Raw genomic sequence first — 17,572 nt, 5'->3', positions numbered from 1 at the left:
GATGAGTCTGGATAGCTCAATTATCATTGTTGCAACCCGCAATGCGGGGAAAGTACGTGAATTTGCCCATGCATTCGCTCCGCTGGGCAAAGAGGTCAAAAGCATGTTTGACTATCCGGAGCTGCCGGATGTTGTTGAGGATGGCGTAACCTTTGCGGAGAATGCCTGGAAGAAAGCCAAAGCGGTGGGTGATGCCCTTGGGCTGCCTGTCCTGGCTGACGATTCGGGATTGTGCGTGGATCTGCTGGACGGTGACCCAGGAGTGTATTCTGCGAGATATGCAGGCGAGGGTGCAACCGATGCGAAGAACAATGCCAAGCTGCTTGAGACGCTGGAATCCCTCAAATCCGGTGAAGATACCGAGCAACCGCTGCTGAGTCCGGCCCGTTTCGTCTGTGCACTGGTGTTATATGATCCGGCAACCGGAGACAAGTATGAATCAGAAGGCACGGTGGAAGGCTGGATCACAGCTGAAGCAGCCGGTGGTGGCGGATTTGGATATGACCCACTCTTCTATGTGCCTGAATACGAGATGACGATGGCTGAGCTTACGTTGGAGCAAAAGCAGGCGATCAGTCACCGGGGTCATGCGCTGAGAGCGCTCGTATCCACACTGGAAGGCTGAGCTTCAACCGAACCGGCTCATACGAATATGAATGTATAAGGTGAATTCATAGCCTTGCTTCAATATCAAAGCGTTAGTGGAAGGTAAGAATCATTCCTGTGGGATGGTTTACCGACCATTAACGTTTTTTTATTTTTAAATGAGTGAGCTGACTTAATAAAGCCAGTACGTTAGCCCCCCAATAACCCCCAATTTTCTCAGGATAAATATCAGAACGTATGTTCTTTCGCCTATAAAGGAAATACGAAGATTTCACGTTTGAGCAGAGCATTAGGACCGGGGTTGGAAGAAGTTGCAAGTCTTGTACCGTATGGGTTAACATTCAAGGTAATTGAATCATCAATGAACTCAAACGGAGGGGATTTGCTTATGCAAGAAGTGAAACTTACGGTGTCTTATGATGATTATGAGAACGGTATCCGTATGGAAACGTTAATCAGGGAGCTGGCTGCCAAACCGGAGGCTGGTTCGCTGGAGAGCCTGATTATTGGAGACTGGGGACAGGCTTATGAAAATTCGCCGGATGAATTCTTGGGAACACTCACCGAATTGGCTACAAGCTTTCCGTCCTTGAAGAAACTGTTCATCGGAGATATGGGCTTTGAAGAATGCGAGGTATCATGGATTATTCAGACGGATCTCACACCACTACTGGTTGCTTTTCCTGAATTGAAGTCGTTTTCAGTAAAGGGCAGCAGCGGACTAAGTCTGGAGCCAATGGAGCATGCCAAACTTGAAGAATTGATCATTATTTGCGGTGGTCTGCCCCAAGGCGTATTAGCTTCAATTGCCCGCGCTAAGTTGCCTGAATTGCGCAAACTTGAACTATATTTGGGTGTGGAGGATTACGGGTTCGATGGTTCGCTTCAGGATGTACTTCCATTCTTGGAACAAGGCTTGTTTCCAAAGCTCGTCTACCTGGGTCTGAAAGATAGTGAGATTCAGGATGAGATTGCAAAAGCTGCAGCAGAGGCGCCGATTTTGGATCAACTGGAAGTCCTTGATCTGTCGGAGGGCACGTTGTCTGATGAAGGGGCCGAAGCGCTGCTTGCCAGTGACAAGATCAAAAAACTTAAGCATCTTAATCTTAGTTACCACTACATGACGGACGAAATGCTCATTCGCTGGAAACGTTCTGGCATATCTGTAGATGTCAGCGAGCAACAACAGAGTGATGAAGATGACTGGCGTTACCCGTCGTTAACGGAATAAATGATGTCAGGCATGACGGAGATGGAACATCATTTGCAACGCCCATTGAAGGATTCGAATAAAACTCTGGAGCAGCCGTTATTGTTAATTGGAAACCCGAACAATCGTCGTACCCTTGGATTACAGGAGGCAAGACAGCGCCTTGGCTTACAACCTGCACTTGTGCTGCCTTATGCTCGGTTGCTACAGACTTGGAGACAGGGCGGTACTATAGCGGATGCCTTACAGCAATGTCTGAGAGGGCGAGGGACTACGCACACGAACGTAGCGCCGTGGCTATCTTCATCAGTTTCGATGTCATATGCGTATCATGATTCAGTTCACGGAGCAATTAACATACCTCTTATTCGAGTGGATGCTCCTGGTGAGGAATGGGAGGTGGAGCGTGAGCTGCTCTTTCTTGGAGCTGGGAGTGATACAGCTCAGTTAAAGGATGGTACTTCTGCAAGCGTGATTTCGGCAGAACAGACACTCGTTCTTGAACAGGATTGGGGGCGAATCCACGCCCCTGGTCAATGGTTTCGTGGTTGGAAGGCATGTTTGGAACGAATCGGCCGTGAAGCGCGGGAATATTGGCCCAATGCCCGGTTCATGAATGATCCCGATGACATTGCGATCATGTTTGATAAAAGGAAATGCCAGCAGCATCTAAACTCACACGGGGTTCAGATCCCTCCAATGCTCCCCTCTTCGGAGCCGAACAGAAACGCTGCCGAGCTTCGTATCGCAATGAAGACAGCCGGTATGAATCGCGTTTTCGTGAAGCTAGCGTGTGGTTCCGGGGCTTCAGGCGTTGTTGCCTATCAAATTAATCCCCGAACGGGTGCTGAAATTGCCATAACCACTGTGGGAATGGAAGAAGTTCTGGGAAAGACCATATTTTACAATGAAGGCCGGATGCGCAGGTACACACGTACTTCGGAGATTTCAGCGCTCATGGATTGGCTGTGTGCTGAGGGTGCCCAGATTGAACGCTGGATGGCCAAAGCGTCCCTGGGTTCAAGCGTGTTTGATATCCGCCAGCTTGTGGCGGGCGGACAAGCAGGTCATGCCGTCGTACGGCTTAGTCAGACACCGATCACCAATCTGCATTTGCGCAATGAGCGGTTGCTGCCCGCAGAAGCGGGGCTGGATGGACAGCAGATGGAACGGGTTCAGACGGCAGCAAAAGCGGCGATGGCTGCCTTTCCCAACTCATGGTCTGCTGGTATTGATGTGATGCTCAGTAGTGGCACTGAGCCCCGCTCTTATGTTCTGGATGTGAATCCGTTCGGAGATTTGTTGTACAGAGTACAGCATAACGGACTTGGAACGTATGAATGGGAAATGGAACTTTTGCGAAAGGGGCCTTACAACCATGCCTGATATGAACACCATCGTAGGCTCCCATGATCTGTTAATGATTACGCTGGACACGTTGAGGTATGACGTGGCAAAGCTGGAGGAACAGAATTGCCCCAACCTGTGCGGCTCGGGTTCCTGGGAGCAGCGTCATACACCGGGAAGTTTTACGTATGCGGCACATCATGCCTTTTTTGGCGGCTTCATGCCTACACCTGCCAATACGGACAAAGCCTCCCATGTGCGACTTTTTCATTCCCGGAATACCGGATTAAAGACTCATCCGCATACCTGGCTGTTCGACACACAGGATATCGTATCCGGGTTCGCTGCTGAAGGGTACCGTACGATCTGTATTGGCGGGGTCATTTTCTTCACCAAGAAAAATCCGCTCGCCAAAGTGCTGCCGGGTTATTTCCAGCAGAGCTACTGGCGGATGAACTTTGGGGTAACCAATCCCAAATCGACCGAGCATCAGGTTCAGCATGCCCTGAAGCTGCTGGAGCAGAGCGCACCGGATGAGAAGCTGTTTCTGTTCCTGAATGTGTCTGCCATCCATGGACCCAATCGTTATTTTGTGGAGGGTGCCAGAGAGGACTCGGTAGAGACACAGCGTGCAGCGCTTCGGTATGTGGATGAGGCCCTCGGGCCATTGTTTGATGCAATGAGGCAGCGTTCACGGCCTACGTTTTGTCTTGCTTTTTCCGATCATGGCACGGCTTATGGTGAGGACGGCTATCAGGGCCACAGGCTGGCGCATGATGTCGTCTGGAATGTGCCTTACCGTGAATTTATTTTATAAAACAAATGGTTCATATCTTGAACAACTACAAACCGGATACAGGGAGGAAACTGATGGACGATCAATCTCAACATACGACAGCAGGTCATTCCGCACAGTCCGGCTCTAATACAGCTACCAGTCTTAGAGAAGTGCTTGCTTCACCCTATCGCTCTTATTTATATTCGTATCCCCACAAGACCGCATATCGGGACTTGAACCCGCCGTTACCGCTCGGTCCGTTGTGGGAACGTGAGAATACCGATACGTATTTTTTATATATGCACATTCCGTTTTGTGCCGCTCGTTGCGGATTTTGCAATTTGTTTACGCTGCCGGATCGCCGTGATGACACCCATGTACGTTATGTGGATGCGCTGGAACGGCAAGCCAAGCAGTGGGCACCACTCACTTCACGCAGACCCTATTCGAGGTTTGCCATCGGTGGTGGGACACCCACATTATTGAATGAAATTCAGTTGAACCGCTTGTTTGATATTGCGGAACAGGTGATGGGGCTTGATCCGACGCAAGCTTCGATCTCGGTAGAAACGTCACCGGATACCGTGACGGAAGCCAAATTGACGATCATGAAGGAGCGAAGCGTGGACCGGGTAAGCATGGGCATCCAAAGTTTTATTGAAGCGGAAGCCGCTGCGATCTACCGTCCACAGAAACCGCAGGAAGTGGAACGCGCGCTTGAGAAACTTGCGCGTTTTGAATTTCCTTTGTTGAATCTGGATCTGATCTATGGGCTGCCGGGACAAACGGTGGAATCATGGCTGTATTCCCTGGAATGTGTCCTCTCCTATGAACCGGGTGAGATTTTCATTTATCCGCTCTACACCCGTGAGAATACCATTGTGAAACCGGATGATATTCAGCGTCAGGGACCGGATATTCGGATGGAGCTTTACAGGGCTGCGCGTGAGACTTTAAAAAGCCGGGGCTATGTCCAGTATTCCATGCGCAGATTTGCCAAAGAGCAATCTTCTTTTGGCAGTAAGGAGCTTCTGCCCTACAGTTGTCAGGAGGAAGGCATGGTTGGTCTGGGATGCGGTGCGCGCTCGTATACCAGTGAAGTACACTATGCTTCCAAGTATGGTGTGAGTTATAAGGCCACACAAAGCATCATTGCTGATTATGTGGCGACCGAGCGCTATGATGTGGCCGATTACGGTATTGTCTTGAGCCGGGAGGAGCAGAAACGTCGCTTTATTCTGAAAGCCTTGCTGCATCGGGAAGGATTGGCACTGTCGGATTATGATCAGCGATTCGGGACGGAAGTTATGTCAGACTACGGATGGTTGAGTGAATTGCTATCTGAAGGCATGGCTGAGCTTGGGCAGGACAGCGAGGGTAACCAAGTGCTGCATCTGACAGAAGAGGGATTGGGCTACTCGGATGCCATTGGAGATTGGCTCATCTCCGCTGAGGTTCGTGAACAAATGGAAGGGTTTGTGTTCTCATGAGAGCAACCTTGTATTATCGGGGCAAGCTGTCGTCCTGTAATTACGACTGCCCCTACTGCCCGTTTAGCAAAACGGTAGATTCCAAGGAGACGCTGGAAGTGGATGAACAACAACTTCGTCAATTTGTGAATTGGGTGGGTGAACAGGAGAACGCAGGACATCAATTTTCGATTTTCTTTAACCCGTATGGAGAAGCCCTGGTACGTCGCTGGTACCGGGACGCCATGATAGAGCTGTCACATATGCCGCATGTGGACAAAATTGCAGTCCAAACCAATTTATCTGTCAAACTGGACTGGGCCCGTGAATTGAATCATCAGAAAGCGGCATTTTGGGCGACCTATCACCCACGTGAGACGAAGGAGTCTTCCTTTGTCAAACAATGTTTGACTTTACGTGAGATGGGGCTTGCTTTTAGTGTGGGGACGGTTGGATTGCGCAGTGCATTTCCGGCCATTGAATCGATGAGGCAGGCTTTACCCGAAGATGTGTATATGTGGATCAATGCCTTTAAAGATCGACCGAAGTATTACACCGTAGATGAGGTCGCCTTTTTACGGTCGATTGACCCGCTGTTTGAAGGGAATTTGCAGGATTACGATAGCTTGGGCAAGCGCTGTTCCGCTGGTTCGCAGGTATTTTATGTGCAAGGGTCAGGGCATGTAAAAAGATGTTATAAAGATCGTCGGATCTTAGGACATTTATACCGCGATGGTTTGGAAGCTTTAGCAGCAGATCGCCCTTGTGGCATGAAGAAGTGTGGCTGTTACATCGGTTATATTCATATGGAGGATACACCGTTCAGAGATATCTTTGGCAGTGGATTGCTTGAACGAAATCCAGCTGCAATCCATGGATAGGCGGAAGGCCTCCAACCAAAATTTCAAAGTGAATATTATTTTGGTTTTATATTTTATATATTAAAAGGGTGCTTGGTAAGAACAGCTAGCTGTTCACCAAACACCCCTTTTTAATATTGCCCCATACATGTGAACCTTAGTATAACTTACCGAATGGCCACTTTGTACGTACGGAGCCACGAGTTGATCTGTGTCAGATAAGCAAACAGCTGTGGACCCGACATTAACTGTCCAAACCAGGGCAAATTCGATGAAGCATCCGATGAGGAGGCCAATTTGCGAATTTGAGCTTTATCGATTAATGGCAAGATCGGAGAGCTTGCGTCATCCAAAATATCAAGCACCTGCTGTTTAACGGCCGCCAGGTATTGCGGGTTATGTGTTTTCGGATACGGACTCTTTTTTCGATATAACACATCGTCAGGCAATACACCTTCCAGCGCTTTACGCAGAATTCCTTTTTCCCGTCCGCCTGTCATTTTCATTTCCCAAGGCACGTTAAACGCATATTGAATTAAACGATGATCACAGTAAGGCACCCGAACTTCAAGCCCGGCCCCCATACTCATCCGATCTTTACGATCCAGGAGTGTAGGCATGAACCGGGTGATGTTCAGATAGGACATGACTCGCATTTGGGCTGCCTTACCAGTTTCTCCATCGAGTAACGGCACTTCAGCTACAGCATCTGAATAACGATCCGCGAGATATTCCAGCGGCTTGATCCATTCCCGAATGTCCGGGGATAACAATCCTGCTCGCATGTCAGGCGCTACAGACCATGGGAATGTACCGGAGTTCAGCATCTCTTCCCGATGGAACCAGGGATAACCGCCAAATACTTCATCTGCCGCTTCGCCTGAAATGGCAACCGTGGCCCCTTTTTTGATTTCTTTACAGAAGAGATAGAGGGAGGAATCCACATCTGCCATGCCCGGCAAATCACGCACGAGCATGGCCTGAGTCAGGGCATGAACCAGTTCACCATTTTCAATCTCAATCCAGTGATGATCCGTCTTCAGTTCATCCACCATTCGCTTAATCCAGGGGCCATCAGCACCAGGCTGGAAGGAATGGGCCTGAAAATGCTTTGCATTATCCACATAGTCGACCGAATACGTGCTGACTTGGCCCTGACCGGTACGGTTGTAATAATCCACCGCTAAAGCAGACAAAGCGCTGGAATCCAGTCCTCCTGACAACAGGGAGCAGACCGGAACGTCCGAGGCAAGCTGCCGTTCTAATGTATCCTGTAACAGGCTGCGCACCTCAGCAGCTGTTTCTTCCAGATTATGTTCGTGATGCTGACTTTCCAGCTTCCAGTAGGCATAGGTTTTGATACCGTTTCGGTTGTAGATAAGCGCATGGGCAGGTTTGAGCTCGTTAAGAGAGGAATATACGCCGTGTCCAGGTGTCCGGGCAGGACCGACAATAAATACCTCTGCCAATCCTTCAGGGCCAACAGCAGCTTCAACATCCGGATGGAGGAGAAGTGCTTTGGGCTCTGAGCCGAATACAAGGGTATCTTTTGCATTACTGTAGAACAGAGGTTTGACCCCCAGGCGGTCACGTGCGATAAAAACCTGTTCACGTCCCCCATCCCATATGGCAAAAGCAAATATTCCGTTAAACCGGTCAACACAGGCCGGTCCCCACTCAATATAAGAGGCGAGAAGCACTTCCGTATCACATTGTGTGCGGAAATGGTGTCCCCGCTGGAGCAATTCCTTTTTCAACTCGGGGGCATTGTATAGTTCTCCGTTATACACGACGGTATAGGAGGTGTCTCCCTGTAACGCATGCATGGGCTGTGCCCCGTTCTCCGGGTCCATAACGCTGAGACGCCGATGTCCGAACGCACAAGGATTGGAGATCCATGTACCTGAAGCGTCGGGCCCCCGGTTCGACAAGCTGTCCGTCATCCGGACCAGCAGCTCTGATTCCTGGGTCAAGTCCCGATTCCACTGTATGAAGCCGGTTATACCGCACATGGTTTGTTCATCCTTTCTTAGTCGAGTCATTCATCCGAATGGCTGCTTAAGTTGCTAACAGCCAGCAAATGTTGTCTTTTTCGTCAGAAGTCGTAACAAATATATGCCGAAAGCAGGCATAAAATGTCTGTCCTCTTCGGAAACTAGTTCTAGGGACAACGGCCTCAACATGCCTGTGAAGGAGAGAACTTGCAAATGGACAGTATGACCTATTATGTATCTGTCATGGGGCGCTCCGTTATTCCGGACCCGTACGCAACGTCGTATGAATGGGTTATCCATGCGACGCCTCAAGAGGCGGAACAATTACTGGGACTGCTTAATCTAATGCAGGAAAAAGAGGAAGAAGCCTTTCCAGGAATGGTATTTCCTTGGCCGGATACGCCGGAGGAGACTGTAAACCGTGCATATGAAACTGTATTACAGCAGGTGTATCGGGAGATATATCGCTTGGGAACACCGGAGACCCGATACCAGATCGAACAAAGTACATGAAATGGACAAAGGAGCGCGATAACAAATGTATGCTATTCAGGATGCCAAAATACGCAGATTAACCGAAGTGGATGGATTGTCTTGTGCAGAAGTTGAGGTGCAGCCTGGAAATACGGGGGACCCGTCTTTGCTTGTATACGTTACGGCAACCCAGCCAGGGAACTCGCTAGAAGTTGTTCGAATTGTACGCAATCATTCGGATGCTGTCCTGGACTGGTACAATAACAATATGCACACAGCGTTTGAAGATGCCACGGAAACGGCGTTTGAGAACAGTGAAGGCATTACAGCAGGAGAGGATAAAGCCCGGTTTCAGAGTGAACTGCTTGCTTTTGGCTTACTGGGGCCGACTCTTCAGCGCTATTTAGTGGGGCAGGCGTAAGGAGAGTGTTCCAACATATGCCGATTGGGGCAAAGGATAAGCGGAATTACCCGGAGCCATACTAAATACAAGTTCCGGGGAGGTGATAGCAATGGCTTCCAAGTTCAAGAAAAACAAAGGAAACCTTTACGCGCATCATACCGAGTTTGCCGAGGAAGTGCTAGCCATAAACAGCAAGCGTCCTGCCCAGAAAAATCCGTGGCGTCAGGGAAACAAGTAACCGGAATGCTGAAACCCGCCCTTCTTCCGAAAGGCGGGTTTTTGAATGTTTAATTTAACTTGATTGTGAAAACTTGTGGTTAGGCATATTCACGCAGCACTTGAATCCCTTTAACGATATTGTATACAAAACTTAATGCATAAATGACAAAGAACAGAATTATAAATCCGACAGCGGAACCGAGACTGTGGGCGGTAACGAAGAAATAAAGTAGCGGAATTGCCGCAAGAAACGGGAATATATGCGAAAATAGGGCCCGTTTAGCATGTCCCTCAATATAGTTGTCTTTGGCAACAATCCAAATAATGATGGGAAACAGGAACGGGGCGAAGAAAATACTAAAATAGGATAATGCTGATAACAGTTGTCTCATAGCGTTTCTCTCCTTTATCTAATTCAGTGAAATGTATGTATGCAAAAGATTACCCAGCAATACTCATCGTGAATATGTTTGCCCATTTTCTATATGCATCTGAGCTTAATATCCTCAATATTGCCTGCTTAAAGCATTCATATTCTGTACCTGTGTTGAGTATGAAAATAATACGTTCAAGTCATGTGGAAAGATGCAATTATTAATTTTTTTATAAAACTATTGAAAAATTTAGAAAACGGAGTATAATAGGAATCGCGCCGTATTTTTTATACATATTTGTCTCAGTAGCTCAGCAGGATAGAGCAACGGCCTTCTAAGCCGTCGGTCGGGGGTTCGAATCCCTCCTGGGACGTAAGAAAAAAGCTTCCTTCGGGAAGCTTTTTTGCGTCCAGGGGATGAGAACCCCAAAGGTTCGTCGGAGGATAAGCTTCGGGAGGAATACTTCGCAGTCTCGACTGAATACGGCAAGAGTGAGGGAATCTGCTTTTCATGGAAAGAGTCGAAAGTATATAGGTATAACCTATTAAGTGTATAGAATTTATATATTTAAATAATAAACCATCTTATGACACAATGAAGATATCAATCATGAAAGCGATGGTGGTATCCATGCAATCAATGAATCAATGGCAAGCGGATGAATATGATAACAAACTGGCTTTTGTATCGGGTTACGGTAAAAGTCTGATCTCATGGCTTCAACCTCAAAAGGGGGAGGTTATTCTCGACTTAGGATGCGGGACGGGGGATTTGACGTACGAAATTTCTGTAGCGCAGGCTGAGGTGATTGGCATGGATGCATCACCAGACATGATTCGTCGTGCGAGGGAGAAGTTTCCCGATATCGAGTTCGTGGAAGGTGATGGACATCAGTTTGAGACGAGCAGGCTCTATGATGCAGTCTTTTCCAATGCAGCACTGCATTGGATGCGAAGTCCGCGACTTGTAGTGGACAGTATATGGAGGTCTTTGAAGCCCGGAGGACGTTTTGTAGCGGAGTTCGGCGGCAAAGGAAATGTGCAGATCATTGTAGATGCATTAGAGGAAGTGTTTGAACGAAACACTGGCATTCGTGGATCAGAGCGCAATCCCTGGTATTTCCCGACGATTGGGCAATATAGCAACATTCTGGAACAAGGCGGATTTTTGGTACGACAGGCCTACCATTATGACCGCCCTACCAGACTAGCGGATGGTGAACAGGGTATAGAGGGCTGGTTGTCTCATTTTGGTGGGGACTATTTTGAGGGTTTGAATCAGGAGCAGATTCAGAAAATCTGTCGTGAAACCAGCCAAATGGTTGTGCCAAAACTCTGGAAAGATGATGCAATCTATGCCGATTACAAGCGTCTTCGTATTGAAGCCGTGAAGCCAGGACGTTAACTAATCAAATGAATATCTTTGTTAAATGAACTCATATCCTGTTTTTCTATCAAAATCTCCGATCACATAAAGGCTGAGAATCTCTTTCAGATGAAGAGGCTCTTGGCCTTTTTTCCTATGCAGTAATTAAAAATTGAAATATTCAATCGACAAATAAATACAATTTTACACGTTTCTCTTACTCAAGAACCATATAAGTAATTTTTATATCATAACTGTAATTATTTAGAAGGTGAATGTGTTATTTTAGTAGAATAATTTACCAAGGGTCAATCTTCTTGCAGATAGGGCGGTGAGTTGTCACAGGTATTGCAGTACTTGTCATAGCAGGACCCAGGTGATTGGTGAGGTACTTTCATATTGAGAAGGAGGGGCATAGCCTTGAATAAAAGATTGATATCCATATTGTTAAGTATTCTAATGACTTTTTCTATCATCATGCCAGTGGCCGGAGCCGCTCCTGTAGGTGTTCAGTTTGAGAACTCGCTAAGTAAGGCTGAAGCCACACAATGGAGAGAGATTCTTGCCCAGCGGGAAGAACAGCTTGCAGCAGATCCATTTTTGGACAAGAGCTTGGAAGGTCTCGGGGCAGAGAAAACACGAGTAATTGTTGAGCTCTCCAATAAGCCAGTTGCTGTGGCGCAAGGCGAATCTACCCTCTCAGGTAAATCTTTTACCTCCTCTATGGAAACAAAGGCTGTGACTCAAGTGGAGCAACAACAAGAGTCATTTGCACAAAGCCTCACTCAGAATAAAATCAAACATGAAGTATTGGAAAATTACGCATACGCCCTGAATGGTGTAGCCATCGAACTTAAGGGCAACCAATTGGGACAGTTGCTTCGCATACCGGGTGTTGTCAGTGTATATCCTGACCTTGAAATTACCGTAGCCCCGGAAACAGATGAAGTGAATCCTTATATGAAAGATACCGCACCATTTATTGGCGCCCCTGAAGTATGGAATCTGGGATACAAAGGAAAAGGCGTCAAAGTGGGTGTTATTGATACAGGAATTGATTATGAGCATCCTAATTTGCAAGATGCCTACAAAGGTGGATGGGATTTCGTGGGAAATGACAATGATCCTTACGAAACAACACATGAAGAGTGGAAGGTTTCTGGTCAACCGGAATTCAATGACACGGGAAGCTCCTATTATACTTCCCATGGTACTCACGTAGCAGGTACCATTGCTGCTCGTGAAGCAGGGGACTACGGCATTGTCGGAGTTGCTCCTGAAGCGGATATCTATGCCTATCGTGTTCTTGGACCTTATGGCAGTGGACAGACCTCATGGGTACTGGGGGGAATTGATCGTTCCGTTGCTGATGGTATGGACGTGATCAATCTCTCACTGGGTAATGCTGCCAATGATCCAAGTTATATTACCTCGGTTGCTCTTAACAATGCCATGTTAGCTGGCGTAACAGCTGTTGTGGCGAGTGGTAACAGTGGTCCTAACCGCTATACATTGGGCTCCCCAGGAGCATCGGCTATGGCGATTACTGTAGGTAACTCCACAGGCCCTAGTCAAACGATTACAGCCAACACTCATTTCTGGATTGGTGAGGAAGGTGAAGGTGTGCTTCCGGAGGAAAAACCTGTCCCTGAGGTAGAGCCATCTCCTGAGTTGGGAACAGCACCGGGAAAGGATACTTCTGAAATTCCGGCTCAAGGCGAACCATCACCAACACCGGAAGATGCAGTTGGTGAAGCTGCTTTGTCCGAATCGGAGCAAGGTGGAGTATCATCCGAAACACCTGCCGATGCTGCATCACCTACTGCCGAGATCAGTGAATCAGAAGATCCTACTCAACCAGCCTCTCCATCTGCGCCGATCGAAACATCTCCAGAGGTTGCACCTGCAAAAGAAGAGCCTGCGATTGCTCCAACGAAAACAGAGCAAAGTCCATTGGCTGTTACTGAGTCGGTGTACCGTCTTGATGTAATGGGCTGGAGCCTTTCAGCAGATCCGGAATCTGTTTTGACAGATCAATATGGGCTTGTATTTGCCGGGTTGGGTAAACCGACCGATTTTGAAGGCAAGGATTTCACGGGTAAAGTGGCTTTTGTACAGCGTGGTGAGCTGGCATTTGTGGAGAAAGTAGCCAATGCCAAAGCAGCTGGTGCTGTTGCGATTATCGTATATAACAATATTCCAGGTCCGATCGGTGTGAGCTTGGGAGATAATTTTGAACTCATTCCAACCTTGAGCATGTCGAAGGAAGATGGAGAAAGTATCAAAGCTGAGCTGGATGCCGGCCAACGTGTTGAAGTGAGCTTCAATGACTTTGTTAAAGGCCAAACGGCTGGCGATGAAATGAATACATCCAGTTCCCGCGGACCAGCCAAGGTGACTCTGGATATCAAACCGGATGTAGTTGCGCCGGGTACCAGCATTTTGTCTACTGTTCCTGCCTATGGCAAGGATGAGCCCGGAGCAGATTATTCACAGGCTTATGATCGTAAATCAGGTACAAGTATGGCTACACCTCATGTTGCCGGACTGGTTGCCCTGTTGATTGAGAAGCACAGTGACTGGACACCATTTGATATCAAAGTTGCACTCATGAACAATGGTAAAGTTCTCGATACGACGAAATATGATGTGTTTGATCAAGGTGCAGGACGTATTCAAGCGGTGAAAGCAATTGATCCTGCTGCCCTGGTTAAAGTATTAGATGTAACGAAATATACAGAGAATGGGACGGTAGTTGAGAAGCCTAATGTTACAGGTAGTGTCAATTTCGGCAACTTCCTGAACACGGACGAAAAAACCGTCAGCAAAACGATTAAAGTGGAGTCGCTGAATGGCAGCGGTGAAAACTACACAGTGAGCGTGAATCCAACACGTACGGTGCCAGGCGTATCCGTTGTGGTGGACAAGAGCTCTTTTACACTGAGTGGTGAGGAAGAGTTGCAGGTGACCATTACCGTTCCAAAAGGGGTTACTGCGGTATCAGAAGCGCAAGGATATCTTCAGTTGTCTGATGGAACGAACACATTCACGGTGCCTTATGTTGCACATTTCAACGTAACACAGGCAGGCGTTAAATACATTGAGACTGTAAAAGGTACAGAGAAGAACCCGTTCCATTATCCATTGAAGTCTGATGGTACGCTGGATACACTCAATGTAGCTATGGAATTCCATAATCCCATGAATTTTGCACTTATTGAGATCTTCGATGGCCTTAATCCGGAAGGGGGCTATTATGGAGATGGATATATTGGATCTATCTTTGGCGGCTACAACAATTTCGCTGCTAACACAAGATATAATCTGGCTTGGGATGGGGAGTATGCAGACTACACTACTGACGAGGTAACTACAATTCCGGATGGTCTTTACACGGTTGACATTACCGCAATCGGTGTGGATGGCAAAACATATATTGAAGATACTTCTCCATTTTTGGTAAAAAAAGCTGCTCCGGTTGTAACGGCACCAGCAAAGTTGGAAATGGAGCAGGCGGACAAAGAAGCTTTGACAGGTAATGTTAATGATCTTTATATCGAAGCTGCTCCAGCGCTTAAAAATGGATGGGATACTGATCTGGACGTATCAGCTTCATTGAAGGCTGGTTACAGTGTGAAAGATACAACGGGTAAGAAGATTAAAGAAGGAGACTTTAAAGTTGAAGAAGACGGTTCATTCAGTGTTAAACTTGGCAAGTTGGTAGCTGGGGAGTACACTGTGGAACTGTCTGTGAAAGACTTACAAGGCTTAACTGGAACAGCGTCAACATTACTGTTGGTGAAAAAAAATCCTGATCCGGAAGTACCGGGTCCAGAGGTTCCTAATCCGGAAACACCATCACCGGGCTCTGGTTCAGGGTCTTCAGGCGGATCAAGCTCCTCCAACCAATCAACATCACCTACAGCAACTCCTACTATTAAAGGTGATGCATCTGTTTCCGAAAAGAAAAATGCTGACGGAACTACAAATGCTACAGCTGCAATTTCCGAAACGGTAATCAACACACAATTGCAGGATGATAGGAAAGAAATCAAGCTTGATGTATCAAGCGTAGAGTTTGACAAATATAATCTAGTGGATCTGACATTCAGTAAGGCGCTTGCTGATAAGATTCAAGCCTCAGGTAAAATTCTAATCATTGAGGGCAAAACGTTTAATGTGACCATTCCTGCTGCTTCATTAACGGATTACATTACCGCTAGCGGATTCAGCTTGAAGTTGCATGTTGCAGGAGGCAGCGATAACAAACAAAACCTGAATATTGTTTCTCAAATTGTAACTATTGATCTTGAATCAGCCAAATTCAAGCACAATATTGGGCTTACGTTAAAGTATGATGTGAATTCTGTTAAAGACACACGTAAAATTATTGCCTATCATCAGACAACAAAAGAAACATGGCAGCCTGCATCTTTGTCTAATGTGTCTCAAAAAGGGCAATTGGAATTCAATGTAACACAACCAGGTGCTTATGTTGTTGTGGAGAATGATGTAACTTTTGGAGACATCACAAATCACTGGGCTAAAGATGAAATTGAAGTTATAGCCTCTCAGCAAATTGCTAAGGGCATCAGTGCGAGCACATTCTCACCGAATAGCACCATTACTCATGCAGAATTTGCAACTTTGCTTGATCGTATTTTCGGAACAGGAGTCGATTGGGAAACCCGCAGTAAAGAAGTGGGTGCACAAGATCAATTGACACGTGAAAAAATGGTTATGATGATAGCAGAATCTTTGAATTTGGAAAAAGGGTCAACATCAGTAGCTTTTAAAGATGGAGATCTGATTTCGGAAGAAGCCAAGTCAGCTGTTGCTTTTGCGGTTGAGAACGGTTTGGTAAAAGGTATGTCAGGTAACGAATTTGCTCCAAAATCTACATCGACTCGTGCTCAAGTATCTGTTATTCTGTACCGTCTACTTGAACATTTGGATAAAATTTAATGTTGAAAAAAAATATGTATCTTTATTAAATCGTGAGTCTACAAAAAGAGACCTTCTATCACAGAAGGTCTCTTTATTATGTTATAAAAACTCTAATTTAACGTGAACCAATCATCCGATTTGCACTTGCTTTCAATCCCATGAACAATAGCACAACGGCCAGGGCAACTTGTATTAGCAATGGAACCGTCCATCCCTGAGTCCATTCATGGACTAACCCGAACAGCAAAGGTCCGAAGGCCGCCAGCATGTACCCAAAGGATTGAGCCATTCCTGAAAGTCCTGCAGCCTGTCTTGCATCAGCCGTACGCAGTACGAAAAACATGGTTACAAGTCCGAACGATGCTCCGGCTCCAACTCCGGCCAAAGCAACACCGACAGTTACGAGAGAGGAAATACCGCTTAGAAGGAATGCGTATCCCAGAATCAGACATGAGCCTGTAATTGCTGTCAACCCACGTTGATCTTTCATTCGTCCAGCCAGAATCGGAACGATGAACGTTACCGGAACACTAACCATTTGCATTAGGGATAGCATCCAGCCCGCTGAAGAGGAACTGAAACCCTGATCAGATAGAACCTCAGGCAGCCAAGTAATTGTAGTGTAAAAAATTAAAGATTGCAGTCCCATGAACAATGTGACATGCCATGCTAAGGAAGATGAAATAAGACGAACCGGCTTCGTCTCCGTTCTCGAAGCCACGTAAACTTCGCCGCGCCGTCCAGAACGGACGTGAGGCAGCCAGAGAATCAGGGCCAGAATGGACAGTATAGCCCACATGCCGAGTGAGGCATGCCATCCCATGGAGGTTAACCCTGCCGCGGGAACACTGATTCCTGAGGCGATAGCGCCCCATATATTCATGGACACGGAATAGAGACCGGTAACAAGTCCTACACGCAATGGGAAATCCCGCTTGATCAGACTGGGCAGCAATACGTTGCTCAGGGCAATGCCGCATCCGAGAATCGCTGTTCCTGCGAAGAGAACGGGAACAGAGGGCATGAACCGGAGGGCAACACCTATGGTCACAAGAATTATGGCTGTTAAAAGAGCAGTTTCAAGTCCAAATCTTCGCGCCAATTTTGGAGCGAAGGGAGAGATTGCCGCAAAGGCAAGCAAAGGAAGAGAGGTCAGCAAGCCTGCCATGGTATGACTTATTCCTGTATCTGTACGAATCAGATCCACGATTGGACCTGTTGCCGTAATCGGTGAACGCATTGTCGCTGCAATAACGATAATGCCTGCCAGTAAGAGTCCAAGTTTCATGGATGCTGACGATGAATTATCGACTGCAGACTGGTTAGGTGAGTTTTGTTGTAAAGATGAGGGCATGATAAATCTCCTATGTTTTATTTGTCTAATATGTATGCATTGATACATACATACACACAAACCAGCATAACATTCCATGTCAACATGAGGCAATGAACGTACCCAATTATCCCCAGAACGCAAAAAAAGCTCCCCGAAGGAAGCTATCTTTATTACGTCCCAGGAGGGATTC

At 47.0% G+C, this 17,572-nt stretch carries 14 protein-coding genes and 1 tRNA gene; 12 read left to right on the top strand and 3 right to left on the bottom strand.

Translation table 11 applies throughout. The features are described from left to right. Window position 1 precedes the first annotated feature (1 nt). The 6 genes from P364_RS0123610 to P364_RS0123585 all read left to right on the top strand — a co-directional run bounded on the left by P364_RS0123610 (window position 2) and on the right by P364_RS0123585 (window position 6,291). Window positions 2-625, top strand: a complete 624-nt coding sequence (locus tag P364_RS0123610) for an XTP/dITP diphosphatase (protein ID WP_024632517.1) — start codon at window positions 2-4, stop codon at window positions 623-625. 369 nt (window positions 626-994) lie between these two features. Continuing rightward, window positions 995-1,837, top strand: a complete 843-nt coding sequence (locus P364_RS0123605) for an STM4015 family protein (protein ID WP_024632516.1) — start codon at window positions 995-997, stop codon at window positions 1,835-1,837. Window positions 1,838-1,849: 12 nt separating this feature from the next. After that, a complete protein-coding gene (locus P364_RS0123600; protein WP_236642226.1) occupies window positions 1,850-3,202 on the top strand; it encodes an STM4014 family protein in 1,353 nt (450 codons plus the stop codon). Then, the gene (locus P364_RS0123595) at window positions 3,195-3,980 is read left to right on the top strand and encodes an STM4013/SEN3800 family hydrolase (protein ID WP_024632514.1); all 786 of its coding nucleotides are present in this window, start codon (window positions 3,195-3,197) and stop codon (window positions 3,978-3,980) included. Before P364_RS0123600 ends, P364_RS0123595 begins: the two co-directional genes overlap by 8 nt. Window positions 3,981-4,033: 53 nt before the next feature. Next, entirely contained in the window at window positions 4,034-5,431 is a 1,398-nt protein-coding gene (locus P364_RS0123590) for an STM4012 family radical SAM protein (protein WP_024632513.1), read from the top strand. After that, a complete protein-coding gene (locus P364_RS0123585) occupies window positions 5,428-6,291 on the top strand; it encodes an STM4011 family radical SAM protein (protein ID WP_024632512.1) in 864 nt (287 codons plus the stop codon). Before P364_RS0123590 ends, P364_RS0123585 begins: the two co-directional genes overlap by 4 nt. A 146-nt stretch (window positions 6,292-6,437) precedes the next feature. Here the strand turns inward: P364_RS0123585 and asnB are convergent, their stop codons facing one another. Beyond that, a complete protein-coding gene (asnB, locus tag P364_RS0123580; protein WP_024632511.1) occupies window positions 6,438-8,282 on the bottom strand; it encodes an asparagine synthase (glutamine-hydrolyzing) in 1,845 nt (614 codons plus the stop codon). Window positions 8,283-8,477: 195 nt separating this feature from the next. Between asnB and P364_RS0123575 the strand changes: the two genes are divergently transcribed. The 3 genes from P364_RS0123575 (at window position 8,478) to P364_RS38520 (ending at window position 9,379) form a co-directional block, all read left to right on the top strand. Then, window positions 8,478-8,777 (top strand): hypothetical protein, encoded by a 300-nt coding sequence (locus P364_RS0123575; RefSeq protein WP_024632510.1) that lies wholly within the window; start codon window positions 8,478-8,480, stop codon window positions 8,775-8,777. Between the two features lie 25 nt (window positions 8,778-8,802). Next, window positions 8,803-9,159, top strand: coding sequence for a hypothetical protein (locus P364_RS0123570; protein ID WP_024632509.1), 357 nt, complete (start codon window positions 8,803-8,805; stop codon window positions 9,157-9,159). Between the two features lie 91 nt (window positions 9,160-9,250). After that, window positions 9,251-9,379: a hypothetical protein gene (locus P364_RS38520; RefSeq protein WP_256984583.1), complete on the top strand. Its 129-nt coding sequence runs from the start codon at window positions 9,251-9,253 to the stop codon at window positions 9,377-9,379. 79 nt (window positions 9,380-9,458) lie between these two features. On the opposite strand, the gene P364_RS0123560 is transcribed toward P364_RS38520, so the two are convergent. Next, window positions 9,459-9,752: a DUF4870 domain-containing protein gene (locus P364_RS0123560; RefSeq protein WP_024632508.1), complete on the bottom strand. Its 294-nt coding sequence runs from the start codon at window positions 9,750-9,752 to the stop codon at window positions 9,459-9,461. Between the two features lie 281 nt (window positions 9,753-10,033). Here P364_RS0123560 and P364_RS0123555 point away from each other — a divergent pair. The 3 genes from P364_RS0123555 (at window position 10,034) to P364_RS38515 (ending at window position 16,064) form a co-directional block, all read left to right on the top strand. After that, window positions 10,034-10,107 (top strand) — tRNA-Arg (locus tag P364_RS0123555). Window positions 10,108-10,343: 236 nt separating this feature from the next. Further along, complete coding sequence (locus P364_RS0123550) at window positions 10,344-11,138, top strand: class I SAM-dependent methyltransferase (RefSeq protein ID WP_236642235.1); 795 nt, start codon at window positions 10,344-10,346, stop codon at window positions 11,136-11,138. A gap of 381 nt (window positions 11,139-11,519) precedes the next feature. Beyond that, a complete protein-coding gene (locus P364_RS38515) occupies window positions 11,520-16,064 on the top strand; it encodes a S8 family serine peptidase (RefSeq protein WP_024632506.1) in 4,545 nt (1,514 codons plus the stop codon). Between the two features lie 97 nt (window positions 16,065-16,161). On the opposite strand, the gene P364_RS0123540 is transcribed toward P364_RS38515, so the two are convergent. Continuing rightward, the gene (locus P364_RS0123540; RefSeq protein WP_024632505.1) at window positions 16,162-17,400 is read right to left on the bottom strand and encodes a CynX/NimT family MFS transporter; all 1,239 of its coding nucleotides are present in this window, start codon (window positions 17,398-17,400) and stop codon (window positions 16,162-16,164) included. Between the last annotated feature and the right edge of the window lie 172 nt (window positions 17,401-17,572).

It is taken from the genome of Paenibacillus sp. MAEPY2 (genome assembly GCF_000499205.1).
Lineage (GTDB): Bacteria > Bacillota > Bacilli > Paenibacillales > Paenibacillaceae > Paenibacillus > Paenibacillus vandeheii.
This window is presented reverse-complemented; position numbering and strand designations above follow the sequence as displayed.

Coding starts and splice junctions, on each gene's coding strand:
- P364_RS0123585 (WP_024632512.1), top strand. CDS start 5,428: ATGAGAGCAACCTTGTATTATCGGGGCAAGCTGTCGTCCTGTAATTAC.
- P364_RS0123560 (WP_024632508.1), bottom strand. CDS start 9,752: ATGAGACAACTGTTATCAGCATTATCCTATTTTAGTATTTTCTTCGCC.
- P364_RS0123540 (WP_024632505.1), bottom strand. CDS start 17,400: ATGCCCTCATCTTTACAACAAAACTCACCTAACCAGTCTGCAGTCGAT.
- P364_RS0123590 (WP_024632513.1), top strand. CDS start 4,034: ATGGACGATCAATCTCAACATACGACAGCAGGTCATTCCGCACAGTCC.
- P364_RS0123575 (WP_024632510.1), top strand. CDS start 8,478: ATGGACAGTATGACCTATTATGTATCTGTCATGGGGCGCTCCGTTATT.
- P364_RS0123570 (WP_024632509.1), top strand. CDS start 8,803: ATGTATGCTATTCAGGATGCCAAAATACGCAGATTAACCGAAGTGGAT.
- P364_RS0123605 (WP_024632516.1), top strand. CDS start 995: ATGCAAGAAGTGAAACTTACGGTGTCTTATGATGATTATGAGAACGGT.
- asnB (WP_024632511.1), bottom strand. CDS start 8,282: ATGTGCGGTATAACCGGCTTCATACAGTGGAATCGGGACTTGACCCAG.
- P364_RS0123595 (WP_024632514.1), top strand. CDS start 3,195: ATGCCTGATATGAACACCATCGTAGGCTCCCATGATCTGTTAATGATT.
- P364_RS0123600 (WP_236642226.1), top strand. CDS start 1,850: ATGACGGAGATGGAACATCATTTGCAACGCCCATTGAAGGATTCGAAT.
- P364_RS38520 (WP_256984583.1), top strand. CDS start 9,251: ATGGCTTCCAAGTTCAAGAAAAACAAAGGAAACCTTTACGCGCATCAT.
- P364_RS0123550 (WP_236642235.1), top strand. CDS start 10,344: ATGAAAGCGATGGTGGTATCCATGCAATCAATGAATCAATGGCAAGCG.
- P364_RS0123610 (WP_024632517.1), top strand. CDS start 2: ATGAGTCTGGATAGCTCAATTATCATTGTTGCAACCCGCAATGCGGGG.